The organism is Spiroplasma clarkii (genome assembly GCF_002795265.1).
GTDB classification, from domain to species: Bacteria; Bacillota_I; Bacilli_A; order Mycoplasmatales; family Mycoplasmataceae; genus Spiroplasma_A; species Spiroplasma_A clarkii.
Map to the genome: position 1 here is coordinate 639,913 of NZ_CP024870.1, position 15,770 is coordinate 655,682.

Below are 15,770 nucleotides of genomic sequence, written 5' to 3' on the forward strand. Positions count from 1 at the left end.
ATGGACATGGCAATTAATCAAGCACAAATTGATGAAGTCATTAATAAAGCAAATATAGCAGATATTATTGGCAAATACTTAGATATCCAAAAAAAAGGTCGCAATTATTTAGCTGTTTGTCCCTTTCATGACGATAAAGATCCATCTTTACACATAGCTCCATCTAAAAAAATCTTTAAATGTTTTGTTTGTGGAGTTGGGGGTAATGTTATTACCTTTGTTCAAGAATTTAATAACACAACCTTTTTTAAAGCACTAAATATTGTAGCCTCAACAGTCAAAGTAAAAATTGATGGTCTAAAAAATCTTGATGATCGCCCTCGATTTAACAATGCTGAGGCTAGAGTTTTAGTTATTAATAATGAAGCTGCTAAATTTTTTAATGCCATGTTAATTACAAAAAGTGCTAAACTAGCTCGAGAATATCTAATGCAAAGAGGCATTAAAAAAAGTGAAATTTCAAAATTTCACATTGGTTTTGTTCCAAAAGATATGGACTTAAAGCAATATCTATTAAAAAAAGGCTTTGAACTTAGAGATTTAGAAAATTCTAAATTATTTTCAAGTAAGGGTACCAAAGAATGAAATTTCTTTGAAAATAGAATTGTTTTTCCAATCTGAGATAATGAAAATAATATTATTGGTTTCTCAGGGAGAGCCTTTCAAACTGGTGATGAACCCAAATACAAAAATAGTATTGAAAATATAGTTTTTAAAAAATCTCAACTTGCTTATAACTTTGCTAATGCCATCAACCACATTCGAGTAGCTAATGAAATTGTTATTCTAGAAGGTTTTATGGATGTAATTAGTTTAGAAAGAATTGGCATCAAAAATTCAGTAGCAATTATGGGGACTAATTTATCAGACTACCATGTTAAACTTTTTTCAAAAGTCACTAAAAATTTTAAACTATTTTTAGATGGCGATAAAGCTGGAGTAAGTGCTGCTTTAAAGACTGCAGTATTTTTAATGGACCGCAACATTAATGTATCTATTATTGAAAACAAAACCAATCAAGATCCTGATGAACTTGTGGTTCAGGGGAACAAGAACCTGGTTGAAGAAATGATCTTTAATGCGCGGCACCCACTTGACTTTGCCATGGAGTATTATTTGCAGTTTCTTAATAAGAATAATTCAACAAGTCTAGCAGAGTATGTTAAAAAAATTGTTGAAATTATTGAGCATGAACGAGATGCTATTATTAAAACAACCTCAATCAATCGTCTAGCAAAAATTAGTGGTGTGGAAATTGATGAAATAAATAAATTAATTAAAACTGTAGCAAAAGTTGAAGTAGTTCATCCAGAAGCCACTTATCGTCCTGAAGAGTTTGATTATAATAATTTGTGAGTTGATCAAACTTTTGAAAATAAAGATGTTGTTGATGATTTTATAATCCACACTAACATAAATCAAAACTATGAGTCAGATTTTCTTAATCCTGAAGCACAAAACTATGAAACTGTTAAACTTAATGTTAGCCACTCAACTCAGCAAAAGAACTTGTTTAGTGAACGTCGCAAACGAGCTGAATCACTACTGCTTGTTAACCTTGTTGGCAACTCAGCAAATCTTGAAGTGATTAAAAATAATTTAGAATTATTTACAAATTTCAGTTACATGAAAGTTATTCAGCATATTATCAGTATGTATGAAAAAAACGAATACCAAGGAAATTCACTTGAAACCATTCAAACTTCTTTGGCTAAAGTTAAAGGGCTGAGTGAATCGCCACTATATGAAACTAAAAATCGACTTGATTTTACCAAAGATGACAAGCACTATTCAATTGGAGGTATTAATGACATGCTTGACACAATTAAACTTTATAAATTGTGGGCAAGGCATGATGACACATTGAGAAAAATGATTAAAACCACAGATTACCAAGCAAAGATAATCTTGCATGAACTATGTGATAAAATTATGCAAGAGATTCGAACAATTATGACCAAGAAAGAGGAGAGGAATAAATAATGGCACTAAATTACAAAAAATTTGAAACAATGGAAGAGTTTAAGGAATACTTATTTAATTATTTAGAAAAAAATGATAATGAAGTATCACAAGAAGAAATCCAAGAGGTTTTTTACAAGAAGTTTAAAGATATTGATGAAGAAGAAATCAATGAACTATTTGAAGAACTTGCTAACAGAAATGTAGTTTATACTGATGAAATTATTGATGAAGAAGACCTTGAAAAATTAGCAAAAATTGATGATGAAGATGATGAAGAATCTGTTGAAGATATGGTTGAAGGTTTTGCTGAAAGAAAGCGAAAAGCAAAAGACCTAAAAAAACAAAATCAAAATAACACCACAGTTAAATATCGAGTTGGTGGGATTAGCAATGAAACTAAAATTCAAGATATTATTAAATCATATTTCAACCAAATTGGTTCATCAAAAATTTTAACCAAAGATGAAGAGGTTGAATATGCAAAAATGTTAGAAAGTGAAGATGAAGCAGATAGAAAAGAAGGAAGAGATAAGTTGATTACTTCTAACTTGAAATTAGTAATTTCTGTAGCTCGTAAACATCTAAATCGTGGTCTTGATTTTGCTGACTTAATTGAAGAAGGAAACATTGGTTTAATGAAAGCAGTTGACAAGTTTGACTATACCAAAGGGTTTAAATTCTCAACTTATGCTACTTGATGAATTCGTCAAGCAATTACTAGAGCAATTGCCGATCAAGCAAGAACAATTCGGATTCCGGTCCATATGGTGGAAACTATTAATAAATTAACTAGAATTGAAAGACAATTAACCCAAGAATTAGGAAGAGAACCTTTACCAAGAGAAATCGCAAAAAAATTTGGGAAAGGGATTACTGCTGCAAAAGTTGTAGAAATCAAAAAGCTTTCAATTGAACCAGTAAGTTTAGAAAAACCATTTGGTGATGAAGATGATACCCATTTTGGTGATTTTGTTGAAGACAAAGATATTTCATCTCCAGATGAATATGCAGAAAAAGAAGCATTACGTGAAGTAATTGATGATGTTTTTGCAGATATTCTGCAACCCAGAGAAGAAAAAGTTATTAGAATGCGTTTTGGAATTTTACCAACAAAATTAAGAACCTTAGTTCGTCTAGCAGAGGAGTGCGATGATGACTCTGCAGAACAATTAAAAGAAGTGATTGCTAATTTAGAAATTCATTATGATACTTCAATTGAAAAAGTTCAAAGATATAAAGCTGCAATTATTCAAATGCATCTTTCAAAATATGACTCTCTCAAAACTTTAGAAGAAGTTGGTCGTGAATTAAAAGTTACTCGTGAAAGAATCAGGCAAATTGAAGCCAAAACTATTAGAAAGTTCAAACCTTCAGCATCTAATCCCAAAGCTAAAGTTTTAAGGGACTTCTTTAAAGGTTAAGATGAGTATTGTAACCCCAAGATTATTTGCTATTGCAAATCTGATTTCCGATGGTGAAGTTGTAGCAGATATTGGTACAGATCATGCTTATTTGCCAATTTACTTAGCAAAGTCTGGGCATGTTACAAAAGTCTATGCCACAGATATTGCCAAAAAACCTTTGCAAGTTGCTAAAAACAACATTCAAAGTTTTGCAGTAAGTGATAAGGTACAACCAGTTTTAGCTGATGGAATTGAATGATTTAAAGAAAAGAGAATAAAAATTTCTTCTTGCATTATTGCTGGAATGGGTGCTAACACAATTTTAGAAATTCTTAAAAAAGATCATGAGTTTATTGATTGTTATGTTTTAGCACCAAACACAGATGTGGAACCACTAAGGAGATGAGTTAAAAAAAATAAATATTATATTGAGACTGAAACCTTAGTTCTAGATAATGAAATTATTTATGAAATAATAAAGGTTAACAAATTTGCAGGACATAAAGTCAAAAGTAAGTTTGATTTGTTCTTTGGACCAATCTTGTCTAAAACTAAAAATAATGCCTTGTTAGAACAAAAGCTTTATTTAGAAGAACAAAAAATTATCAGTTTATTAAATCAAATCCCAAAAAAGGATAAAAAATATAAGCAGTTTATGAAAAAGAAAAAACTTATTAATAAACTACTTAAGAAGGAGAAAACAAATGTCAAAAGTTAACACAAATAGTTTAATAAACTATTTAAATGATCTATTCCCTCAAACTCATGCAGCTGAATGAGATACAGTTGGATTACAAATTGAAGAGGTTTACAATTTACCAAGTCAAGATGAAATTAGTGCCGTGGTGGTGTGTTTAGATGTTACCAAAGATGTTGTTGAAAAAGCAATTACTACTAAAGCCAATTTTATTATTTCACGTCACCCTTTCTTTTTTGGTGACATAAATGAGGAGTTGCAAAATCCTGCTAAAAAAGAAGTCTATGATGCTTTAATAGCTCATGAAATTCAAGTTTTTTCAATTCACACAAACTATGATAATAGTGAATCAAATAATTTAATTGATTTATTAGAAACTAGATTTAATATCAAAAAATATGAAGTTGTTGGTGAAAACCAAGAAGGGTATAAAATTGAGTTTTTAAGAGAAATTGCTTTATCTGAAATTGTTGAAAATATGAAATTGATTTTTGGTCAAGAACAGTTAGCTTTGTCTGTTAACTCAGACCTCAATAAACTTGTTCGTAAAATTTATTTAACTCCAGGTTCAGGTTCTGATACTATGTCACACTTAAAGCTGCAAAATGCAGTTTTTGTGACTGGTGAAGTAAAATGACATGAATGACTATATGCAGACCAAAATCATGTGGATCTGTTAACCCTAGGTCATTATATGGAAAATCACTTTATTGATGACATTAGAAATAAACTATACAAAACATTCACAGATATTGTAGTTTATGATTATGATATCAAAAATCTTTTTAAAGTAGTTTAAGTAAAATCTAAAAGTCTGACCACTGGTCAGACTTTTTATAAACTTTGTAAATAGTTGATAACTTCATTTTGAATGATGCTTGAAGTACTGGCTCCAGCAGTTACTGCAATGGTGTTAAGTTGATAAATTTGTTTTACATCAATATCTGCTTTGCTGTCAATTCTGATAGCTTTTATACCCTTAGTTTGGGCCAATTCCACTAATTTAAGGGTGTTATTGCTTCTTTCATCCCCAACAACATATAATAGGTCAATTTCCTCTGGATTTAGGTCTAAGACAGCTTGTTGACGCACTAGAGTGGCTTGACAAATATCATTTTTTGCAACAGCTTGAGGATATTTTTTTAAAATTGCTTGATAAATTAAATTAGTATCAATGATTGATAAAGTAGTTTGATTTGTAATAAAGATTTTTGCACTAGTTAAATTTAGTAGGGCAACTTCTGCAAGTGAGGTAACTAAATGAATGTGTTGAGGATCTAAACTGGTTAAAGCCACAGTTTCTGGGTGATTGGTTTTACCAATGAAAATAATTTCATAACTTTTTGCTAGGTGTTCTTGAATTAACACTTCAGTTTCAAGAACTCATTCACATTTTGTATCAATACAAGTTAAATTACGTTGCAGTGCTAATTCTACAACTTTTGGATCAGTTCCATGAGCTGAAAAAATCACAACACTATTCTCAGGTATTGAATTAACTAAATCATAGCGAGATTTTTTTCAATCATCTAATACTTGAATTCCTAAGTTTTTCAGCTCATTGACAATGATTTTATTGTGCACAAGCATACCAATCATAAAAATTTTTTGATTTGGATATTGTTTAACAGCATTTTGGGCCATTTTGATTGACCGAACTACTCCTAAACAAAATCCTCTTGGAGTTACTTTAATTACTTTCATTTATTTTCACCTCTCTTAATTTTATTATAAAATCTAGATATTCTTTTAAAATTGGACTAAAAATAATTTAAAATAATAGTATTGTAAGGAGGCACATTATGAAAAAAATCCACAGTTTTGTCACCAAACTAAAACCTTATAAAAGATTGTACAAGATTTTTTGAATGTGCTTTACTATTACTTGCTTGTTTATCTTTCAAATCCTTATGCTAATTTTAGCATATGCAGTTCCACATCTACGAGGTTCATTTTCTTACTGGTTTGAAGGTTTATATTCATTATTGGTAACTTCTCGAGTTGAGCCAAATTCTGCTCAAGGTTTTATTTTTGCAGCCACTGTAATTGGGTATATTCCCATTATTCCCATTATTCCCTTTTTGTATTTTACTTTTGCTAATTGATTTATCCAAGAAAAACTTAGTGATAGGTTTATTGAAGTACCCAAAGAAGATTACTTAAAATGAACAAAGTTCATTCATTTTTCAATTCTGGGTGGGTTATTTATTTTAATTCCTGGTCTAATAACTTATGCTGGAGGTGGGGGGATTTTACCTCATCAAGCTTTTCATGCAGTGCCTGGAGCAATTTCAGAAGACTTTGCTCAAAGAGCTGCTGGGGTTTCAGCTGTTTTATATTATGCAGTTGGTTGTCTCTTTACAACCATTATTTTATTATGAACTTTAGGAATGGTATTAGTTTGAGTTTGAGGAAAAATCTCAGACTTCTTTAGTTATTTGGGAGATTTGCGAGCCCAACGCAAAGATGCTCGACTTCAAGCCAAACATGATAAGTTAGATAGTAAAGTTTCTAAAAGAAAACCTCCAAGTAGTAGTGGAGACACAACTCATTTTGATACAAGTGATGATTTTTAAGTCTAGTCAAAAATTTGGTAGTAATTTTTAGTCTAATTTAGTTAGACTTTTTTGTTATAATATTCAAAAGGGGAGTGGAAGTATGAAAAAATTATTAACAATTTTAATGGCGACTGTAGTAATTTCAGGATCATTAACAAATGTAGTTGCTTGTAAAAAAGGTATTAATTTAACTAACAACACTCCTGATTCAGTTAGAATGCTTTCAATTACATCATTGAATACAAATATGTTAGTTAGAAATAGGGTCAAAATTGGAGCTAATATTAGTCAAAGTGATTTAAAAGATTTAATCAAATTGTTGGGTCTAGAAACCTCAATGAACCAAAGTATAAATGGTCCAAGTTTAGGTTTAAGTTTTAGAGTGGTCTTATTGGCAAATCAACTATTGGGTAATATTTCAGCATCTGTGCCAAACTACCAATGAATTAATTCAAAATTACAATGACAATCTTCACGATGAGGTTTTAATCAATTTCTAAGACTTTCTGCAGAACGAGGAATTGCTTCAAATGCCAGTGCTTGGTTACCAACCAATGACGATTTTTCATTATCTGTAACTTTTTTAGATAGTGAAAAAGCTGGTTGAAAAGGTGCTGGAAATCCAAAATATGCTAGAGTTAACATTAACAAACGCATTGTTGTTGATGATAAGGGTATTGTTGATGTACCTAAGTCAAATGCTGATGCAGTTTGGGTTTTACCAAATGCAGATCCAGCAAAACTTAATGCTGCAATTACTGTAGAGCATTCAACTAACCCTCAAACCCAGAACCGTGGTCATATTTACCAGGGTTTTGTAAATAGTTCAGAATTAATTGATTTACAAGATATTTTTGATGACTCAATTACAACTGTTCCAAGTTCAGTTTTTGGATATACTCCATCAGTTGTTGATTTGGTAAACAACATGTTTATTAACTCAAATATTGTAAATAAAGTATTGGCAGATAACCAAGCAGAAATTGAGGATGCATTAAATGACTACTTAACAAATGAACCAATTTGGTTAGGAAGTAAAGTGATTCTTGAAGATGTTAAAACTAGATTAAGAAATCAAATTTTCTTAATGATGTTTAATGGTATGTTAAATCGTTATGACAACAAGTATGATTATAGTGATTCAGATTTAGAATATGCTAACCAAATAATGATCACTATTTGAGAAAAAGTTAGAAGTGCAGTATATAGAATTAAAGAATTAGAGCATCTAGAAGATGTTGCAAAACAAAGAGTTCTTGTGTTTTATGAAAGTCTGTCTGACAGTCAAGAAAAAGATAGAAATGGTGAACTAACTAGTTCAGAGATTTCAGCAATTATTAATGAACTAAGATATGCTATTAAGATTTCAAGAGAGAACGGTACTTTTGGATCAACTGAGGATGACATAGCAGCAATGTCAGAGTTGAAAACTAATTTTTATTACAGTGATATGGATGGAAGAAACCATGAAATTAAGTCAATGGCAAATTTATCAAATTTTGGAGCAAACCCATCTCAATTATTAAATATTGGTTACTTTTACCAAAGTCTAGACCCTCTTGAAGATAATGTTGATAAGTTAACTTATAGTCCAGATAAAGGCAAAGACCAATGATCAACAGATCAGGAGTTTATCTCAGATGACGGATTTTTAAATGCTTTTTATAATGATAGATTTAATAAAATTTATCCAGAAATTGCAAAAGAATCTGGATGAGGTCAAGGAGGTAATGATAAAACTGTTCAGTCTGAACCATTTGACTTAAGCAAACTAGGAGATGATACTGACTACAGTGATGAAGATTGATTTGCTGGGGCTGGATACTTGGATCAGTTTAAAGTTAATGACAACAATAAAGATGAGATCTCAATCGCTATGATGGCAAGGTTAATTTCAGATGGTGCAACTAGACAACTTCAAGATGCCTTCGCTATTGGTTTTGCAGGAGGGATTTCATTTGATAATTACTACCAAGGAAATTTCTCATATAGCTTTGAAGATAACAGAAAGGATGATGATGAGGCATTTTTAACTTTAATTACTAGTGAAAATTTTGTTCAATTAATTGACTTAGCAAAAAATACTGGCAAATCAAACTTGAGAGATACAATTTATGATTCTGGCTTAGAGTTTGGCTCTGCAGAGATTACTCTTTACATCAATAATAGCTTTGATAGCTATGGGAATATAAGACTCCAAGATAAGCCATCACTCACATGATGAAGTCTACAAGACTCAAGCATTGAGAATCATTCATTCAATGTTATACTAAACATTGACAATGATAAAGGTTCAAAAGGAGCTCTTATTAACTATTGAAAAAGTTGAGTTATGAATAATCCAGATAATTTAGATCACAAGATTCCCCCACTTGAAAATCCTAGTGGTTAAAACACCTTTTTAAAAGGTGTTTTTTTATTATTAAAAGGAATTGAAGAACTAAAAAACCACACAAAGTGTGGTTTTTATAATTATATTATAATCAGCAAATGCATAAATGCATCTGTTTGTTGATTTGCTAATAATTAAAAAGATATGAATGAGTAATGAATAAGACTTATATCAACTCAAGCTCAGGCATTTGATATAAGATAAGTCGAAAGAAAGGATGATATATATTTTTACCCGAATGAAAGTGATGTGTTGGGCAAAAATATAGCCTGAGTGGTCCGAAAGGACATTCTTAAATATATCATATTCTACAAATTTATCAAGTATTTTTGTTAAAAAAATTCAATTTTTTTCAATTTAATGAAATTAGGGGGGTATCAATACCCTTAAATTAAGGTCTTTTTTTTGGTATAATTATATTAAGTTTTATTTAGGAGGTATTATGTGAAATAACATGACAATGTATAAGAAAATCTCTGGAACCAATGATTTCTTAGACAATAATCAACAATTGAACTATTTTGATTATTTTGGAATTTCAGGAGCAGATATTAACACAATGATAGTGTTAATGAGAGCAAACCTTAATAATATCTCTGCTTTTAAAAATGAATTAGCAGAGAAAATTCACTTTTTATTTAATAGCTATGTTACAAAAATTCAAACAAAAACTGGAGCAGTAGTTAAAGCAGTGAGCAATAATGCTCTTGAAACTAATCAAGCTTATGTTACTACAGCTTTATACTTGGGAATAAGACTTTTAGCACAAGAATTTGTGATGCTAACAAATGTTGATAAAGTAACTTACAAAACTCCAATTACTGTTTTTAAATTCAATCAAGAAAGCCATACTTATCGAGCATATTTGAAAAGTATTCGTTGCTTTTATGAATCATTAACTGCTTGAACTTTACAATTGCTGAATTTTGATAAAAACACTGCTAGTAATTTTAATTTTATGGATCAAATGATTGCAGCCAGGGTTTTTGATTTAAAACCCTACAAAAAATTGTTTATGTTAATTTGAATGAGTGGTTATGTTAATCAAATGATTGCAGCAAATGAATTTCAAGAGCATTTAGGAGTTGAAAATAAAAAAACTTGCACTTTAAATGATGATGCTTTAAACCCAATTAACTTTGACCCTTTATTTGAAGATTCACCAGGGTATGCTTCAGCTGATGATCTTGCAATTTTAACAAGATTTAGGCAATGAATTGATCACAGTTTTATAGATAATTTAAAAGATAATAAAACAGCAGCACTAGCAAAAATTCCTTATAATGATGAAATTTCAGTTGCTGATTATTTTGATTTATTAAAAATAATTGCCATAACATTTTATGATAATAGTGTTTTTGATTTTAAAAACCATCAAGATGATTTTATCAACTTAATTTTTGATAGAGGAAAACAAAAATATAGTGTACAAGTCATTAAAAAAGTCTTTTTAGAATTAGTTTATTTACAACAAGGTTTAACCTCAGGAGAGGTTTTTAACAATTTTGCTGACTTTGGCAGTTACAAAAAACCAATCTTGTCATTTTCAGATAATTTAAACTACCATTATTTATGTGCCTTTCCAGAGATTATTTTAATGGGTTCATATTGTCAAAAAGAGTTTGTTTTAATTGCTGAAAATGTTAAAACCAATGTTTTAACTCAATTTCAAGCACTTGTTAGAAGTAGTGTTGATAAAGTATTTTACAAAATCCCAAAAAGATTTTCAAACATGACAACTTATATACCATCAACAATTCCATTTTTTTCAAATAAATATGTTGAGGGGGAAACAGGGTCTTTCCCAAGCATAATTATTTATGAAAAAAACTTGAATAAGTGCTTGATAATAATTGAAAATTTCTATCAAGAATCTGCACGTTTATGAACAGATGAAAAAAATGCGATGAACCTATTGGTGGGTAAAAATCCTAAATTTATGAGTATTTTAAATCAAACTTACTATGCTTGATTTAAAGATTTTAAGAAATTAAGAAAATCTTTAAAAATCCCAAAAGATGCTGAAATTGAGATTGTAATTGCAGTCAATCGTTCTTTAAAAATAAAGCCAAAAATAACTGTTGAAGATTGTGTAGTTTATATTATTGATATTGCCTTAATCGATCACTTTTTAACAAACTTTATTTATAAGCGTTAAAGCCACATAATTGCTAAAATTTTGATTTTTAAAGACAAAGTTTGAAACTTTGTTTTTATTTTTTGGTCAAATAAAAAACCAAAAATCTTTATTAAAATCTAAATAAAAGCTGATTGGATTGTGATATTATGAAAATATCAAAACAAATAAGTGGAATTCTACATTTATGCTTGCTAGATTTTGATATTTAAACTCAATGGCAAAATTAATTATTTAAAAGCTAAAATGTAGTAAAATAAATTTGAGAGGTGGAAAAGCATGCAGTATCCTTATGTTGGTAGTGATTTAGATGGAACAATTGTTAGAAATGAAGATTTTCAAATTCTTGATGAAACCATAGCAGATATTTTAAATTATCAGAAAGTAAGTGGGGGTAATTTTTTTATTGTCACAGGTAGAATGTATGAGGCTATGAAACTTTACATTCATCAACTTCAAGTTAAATTACCAGTGATTTCATGTAATGGTGCTGTGATTACAGATCCAGTTTCAAAACAGGTAATCTATGAAAATAATCTCGCAAAACCAGTTTGTTTAAAAATCATTAAATTTGCTCAAGCAAATCAACTTGATTTGATGATTTATACAGCAAAAACAATTGCAGCACTAACAACCTCAGAAAGAGGTCAAGTGTTTAAAAAACATTATGGTCATTTACCACCTGAATTTGCCCCAAATCTACAAGAGTTTGAAAATTATGATTTGATGTATGCTCAGGTTGAAACAAACATTTTAAACCCAGTTAAGTTTTTATTTTCTTTTCCCAAAGCAGGTATGGAAGCTGAAAAACAAAAAACTTTAACACTATTAGATGAATTACAGTTAAATCATCCAACAACTTATATTAATGATCGTTTTTTAGTTGATGCTATGAACAAGTCAACAACCAAAGCCTCAGGAGTGGCTCAATGAGCCAAATATATGAAAGTTAATGTTAAAGACATTCATGTCATTGGAGACAACAACAATGATCATGAGATGGTGCAACAATCAAATTATGGAATTGCTGTTGAAAATGGGGTTGCTTCTTTAAAAGAACATGCAGATATTGTGATTGAACACATTGATGAAAATGGTGTGGGTAAATATTTACAAAACCTGATAGAAAAAGTGGCTTAGTTGTGAGAAATGTAGCCCTATTTGGGGGAAGTTTTGATCCAATCCACACAGACCACATAAACATTATTAAGGCTTGTTATGAAAAACTTGGTTTTGATGAAGTTTGAGTTATTCCAGCCTATGTAAATCCATTTAAAAATCTTTCAGCCTCATCAGTGAGCCAAAGAATTGAAATGATTGAGATGGCAATTGCAGATCTTGATTATGTTAAGTTAAAAACCTATGAGGTTCGCAAACAAACCCGAAGTTACACTTATGACACAGTGGAACATTATCAAAAAAATTATCCTGATTTAAAATTTGCTTTTATAATGGGTTCTGATCAATTAGACTCATTTGAAAAATGAGACAAGTTTGATAAATTAATTGCGGCAATTGAATTTAAAGTTTTTTTAAGAAGTGATCGCTTCAATGAGAAAATTGTTGAAAAATATAATTTAGAAACCTTTGAATTTGAAAACAATTATTTGAGTTCAACAAAAATTCGTAACCTAGAAGATGTTCACTTGCAAATCAAAACAGTCAATAACTATATTAACAATAACTTAATGTACATTTATGAACGCTTAGAATCTAAAATGGGTCAAGAGAGATTTTATCATTCGCTAAATGTTGGACAAACAGCATTAAATTTAGCAAGGTTAAACAATTTTGATTTGAATCGTGCTATGGTTGCCGGAACTTTACATGACATTGCAAAAAATTGACCTAAAGAAAAAATGCAAGCAATCATTGCCAAGTATGATTCAAATTTATTAACTGAACCTGAACCCACTTGGCATTCTTTTGCAGGGGCATTTCATTTGCAACAAGATTGAGTTTTTGAAGATGAAGAAGTTATTACAGCAATTTACAAACACACAGTTGCTGCCAAAGAGATGAGTATTTTAGACATGATTGTTTTTTGTGCTGATAAAATTTCAGTTGAAAGAGATTATCCTGGTGTTGAAAAATATCGTTCAATTACTTATGCAGATTTAAAAACAGGTTTTAAAACTTTGTTAAAACAACAATATCAAGTTGCTGTAAAAAAACATGGTAATGATAAAATTGGTAAACAGTTAATTGCAGCTTACAAATTTTGAATAGAAGAGGATAATTAACATGATTGGAATTATTTGTGCAATGGAAGAAGAGATTCAAACTTATTTGAACAAGAGTCAAGCAAAATTAATTGAAACTAGTCCTTATAAAATTTATCAAAATGAAAATGAATTGATTTTAATTTCTGGAATAGGTTTAGTAAATGCTGCAAGTTCAACTTCATATTTTTTAACAAAGTATGATTTAAATATTATTATTAATATTGGAACTTGCGGTACAGTTTCTCAAAAATTAAAAGCACTTGATTTAGTTTTTGTAGATCATGCTTATTATAGTGCAGCTGATGCCACAGCCTTTGGATATGCTTATGGACAAATTCCTCGTATGCCAAAATATTTTGAAAGCGATAAACAAGTAACAAATAAAATTTGTAAAGTACTTCCTTTACAAAATGTAAATTTAGCTGCAGCTGATATTTTTATAAGTTCTTATCAACAAAAAGAGTTTTTCTTAGATAAATTAAATGCAGAAATTCAAGTTGTTGATATGGAGAGCACAGCAATTTTTCAAACAGCATTTATTTTTGCTAAACCAATTGTTTCATTGAAAGTCATTAGTGATTCAGTTTTTATAAAAAGCAGTGCTGAACAATTTAACAAAACCATACAACAATGTAGTATTAAAATCTCAGAAACATTAACTGAGATTTTAAAATTATTAAAATAGTAAGTTACAAATATGTTTAAAAATAAATATGAGAAATATAGTAGCATGTTGTATGATGAAACTAAACCGTCTGGTACAAGTGTTGACGGTGATTTAGAATTTTATAAAAATATTTTATTACCAATTGAGGGGAAGGTTTTAGAAGCTGGAGTTGGAAATGGAAGACTGTTAGTTCCTTTTTTAAAATATAAAATAGATCTTGTTGGAGTTGATAAATCATCTGAAATGTTAAAATTATGCAAGAACAATTTACAAATAAATAATTTATCTTGTGAATTGATTTGTGCAGACTTAAAAAATTATCTTGTTAAAAATTATTTTGAAATGATAATTATGCCTAATGCAAGTTTTTGTTTAATCGAAAATAGAATTGATGCAAAAATAATTTTAAAAAACTTTTATGAATCACTTATTCATAATGGACAGTTAGTTTTGGATTTAATTTTTCCAGTTGAATTTGTTGCTGGTGCAAGTCATGAATATATTCATAATGTCAAAGGAATTAAACTATTAGTTAAAAATTATTCACAAACAATTAATTGAATTGAACAATACACAATTAATAAAATACAATATTTTATTAATGAAGAAATTCAAGAAGAACAAAATGTTAAACTGTCATGATATGGAGTTGAAGAATTTAAATCCATATTAAATGAAATTGGTTTTAAAGAAATTGAAGTTGTCTTAAACTACAATAACAAAAAATTAATTAACTTGAAAACAGTTACATTTATTTGTAAAAAATAAATTGAGAGGGTTTTAAAAATGAAAGAAATAAAAATCAAAAGTTTTGATGAAAAAGAATTACATACATCTTTATGAGATGATGTTGAAAAACCAGTTGGAGTTTTACAACTTGTTCATGGAAGTTGTGAGCATGCCTTTCGTTATAATGATTTTGCTTCAACGTTAAATAAAAATGGCTGAATAGTTGTTGCCAATGATCACCGAGGACATGGAAAAACTGCAGACTTAGCCAACAATGAATTAGGATACCTTGCAGATGATGATGGTTGAAACACAATCATTCATGATTTAAAAATTGTCAATGATTTTATTAAAAAAACATATCCTAATTTAAAAATTGTAATGTTGGGACATTCAATGGGAAGTTTTATGGCAAGAACATATCTAATTGATTATCCAGAAACTTTGAGCGGTTGTGTTTTAAGTGGTACTGCTTGACATAGTAAATTTGTTTTAAAATTCGGAACTAATGTTGCTAAGAAGAATCAAAAGAAATTTGGTCCAAAACATATTGATAAATATATTTGAAAATTAAGTTACAGACCATTAAATAAAAAATTTAAAAAAGAAGGAACTACAGGTTGTGAGTGATTAAGTATTAATCAAGAAAATGTTAAAAAATTTAATGATGATGAACTTTGTGGACAAATTTTTACATCATCAACTTTCAAAGATATGTTTAGTGGAATTTTATATAATCAAAATCAAAAGAATATTTTGAAAATGAATTCAAACACACCAATCTTGCTAGTTGCAGGAACCAATGATCCAGTAGGAGCTTATGGGAAAGGTGTAAAAAAAACTTATCAAGCGTTTTTAAAAGCTAACAAGAATGTTAAGTTAAAATTTTATGAAAATTTAAGACATGAAATATTGTTTGACAATGATAAAGATCTTGTTGAAAAAGATACAATTGCTTTCTTGAATTCTTGCTTATAAAAAATTAGTTTAAGGTAAA

General features: G+C 29.4%; 13 protein-coding genes. 12 read left to right on the forward strand and 1 reads right to left on the reverse strand.

Annotated features, from left to right (window positions below):
* The first annotated feature begins 6 nt into the window (after positions 1 to 6).
* The 4 genes from dnaG to SCLAR_RS02870 are packed head-to-tail and all read left to right on the forward strand — an operon-like array spanning position 7 to position 4,864.
* On the forward strand, positions 7 to 1,983 hold the full coding sequence (gene dnaG, locus SCLAR_RS02855) for a DNA primase (RefSeq protein ID WP_169921841.1): 1,977 nt from the start codon (positions 7 to 9) through the stop codon (positions 1,981 to 1,983).
* Positions 1,983 to 3,386 (forward strand): sigma-70 family RNA polymerase sigma factor, encoded by a 1,404-nt coding sequence (locus SCLAR_RS02860; protein WP_100254433.1) that lies wholly within the window; start codon positions 1,983 to 1,985, stop codon positions 3,384 to 3,386. Before dnaG ends, SCLAR_RS02860 begins: the two co-directional genes overlap by 1 nt.
* A gap of 1 nt (position 3,387) precedes the next feature.
* On the forward strand, positions 3,388 to 4,086 hold the full coding sequence (locus tag SCLAR_RS02865; protein ID WP_100254434.1) for a tRNA (adenine(22)-N(1))-methyltransferase: 699 nt from the start codon (positions 3,388 to 3,390) through the stop codon (positions 4,084 to 4,086).
* Positions 4,073 to 4,864: a Nif3-like dinuclear metal center hexameric protein gene (locus SCLAR_RS02870; RefSeq protein WP_100254435.1), complete on the forward strand. Its 792-nt coding sequence runs from the start codon at positions 4,073 to 4,075 to the stop codon at positions 4,862 to 4,864. The genes SCLAR_RS02865 and SCLAR_RS02870 overlap by 14 nt, the downstream gene beginning before the upstream one ends.
* A 35-nt stretch (positions 4,865 to 4,899) precedes the next feature.
* On the opposite strand, the gene ispH is transcribed toward SCLAR_RS02870, so the two are convergent.
* Positions 4,900 to 5,769 carry a 4-hydroxy-3-methylbut-2-enyl diphosphate reductase gene (ispH, locus tag SCLAR_RS02875; RefSeq protein WP_100254436.1) on the reverse strand — a complete coding sequence of 290 codons (870 nt, stop codon included), beginning with the start codon at positions 5,767 to 5,769 and terminating at the stop codon, positions 4,900 to 4,902.
* Between the two features lie 98 nt (positions 5,770 to 5,867).
* On the opposite strand from ispH, the gene SCLAR_RS02880 reads away from it, so the two are divergent.
* From SCLAR_RS02880 to SCLAR_RS02915, 8 genes are all read left to right on the forward strand, one after another.
* Positions 5,868 to 6,641: a hypothetical protein gene (locus SCLAR_RS02880; RefSeq protein ID WP_100254437.1), complete on the forward strand. Its 774-nt coding sequence runs from the start codon at positions 5,868 to 5,870 to the stop codon at positions 6,639 to 6,641.
* Positions 6,642 to 6,723: 82 nt separating this feature from the next.
* Positions 6,724 to 9,015, forward strand: a complete 2,292-nt coding sequence (locus SCLAR_RS02885; protein ID WP_100254438.1) for a hypothetical protein — start codon at positions 6,724 to 6,726, stop codon at positions 9,013 to 9,015.
* A gap of 442 nt (positions 9,016 to 9,457) precedes the next feature.
* The gene (locus SCLAR_RS02890; RefSeq protein ID WP_100254439.1) at positions 9,458 to 11,173 is read left to right on the forward strand and encodes a hypothetical protein; all 1,716 of its coding nucleotides are present in this window, start codon (positions 9,458 to 9,460) and stop codon (positions 11,171 to 11,173) included.
* Between the two features lie 258 nt (positions 11,174 to 11,431).
* Complete coding sequence (locus SCLAR_RS02895; protein WP_100254440.1) at positions 11,432 to 12,292, forward strand: HAD family hydrolase; 861 nt, start codon at positions 11,432 to 11,434, stop codon at positions 12,290 to 12,292.
* A gap of 2 nt (positions 12,293 to 12,294) precedes the next feature.
* Positions 12,295 to 13,395 carry a nicotinate-nucleotide adenylyltransferase gene (locus tag SCLAR_RS02900; RefSeq protein ID WP_211277561.1) on the forward strand — a complete coding sequence of 367 codons (1,101 nt, stop codon included), beginning with the start codon at positions 12,295 to 12,297 and terminating at the stop codon, positions 13,393 to 13,395.
* A 1-nt stretch (position 13,396) separates the two neighbouring features.
* Entirely contained in the window at positions 13,397 to 14,062 is a 666-nt protein-coding gene (gene mtnN / locus SCLAR_RS02905; RefSeq protein WP_100254442.1) for a 5'-methylthioadenosine/S-adenosylhomocysteine nucleosidase, read from the forward strand.
* A gap of 12 nt (positions 14,063 to 14,074) precedes the next feature.
* Positions 14,075 to 14,812, forward strand: coding sequence for a class I SAM-dependent methyltransferase (locus tag SCLAR_RS02910; protein ID WP_100254443.1), 738 nt, complete (start codon positions 14,075 to 14,077; stop codon positions 14,810 to 14,812).
* Positions 14,813 to 14,830: 18 nt separating this feature from the next.
* Positions 14,831 to 15,751, forward strand: a complete 921-nt coding sequence (locus SCLAR_RS02915) for an alpha/beta fold hydrolase (protein ID WP_100254444.1) — start codon at positions 14,831 to 14,833, stop codon at positions 15,749 to 15,751.
* Positions 15,752 to 15,770 lie beyond the last annotated feature (19 nt).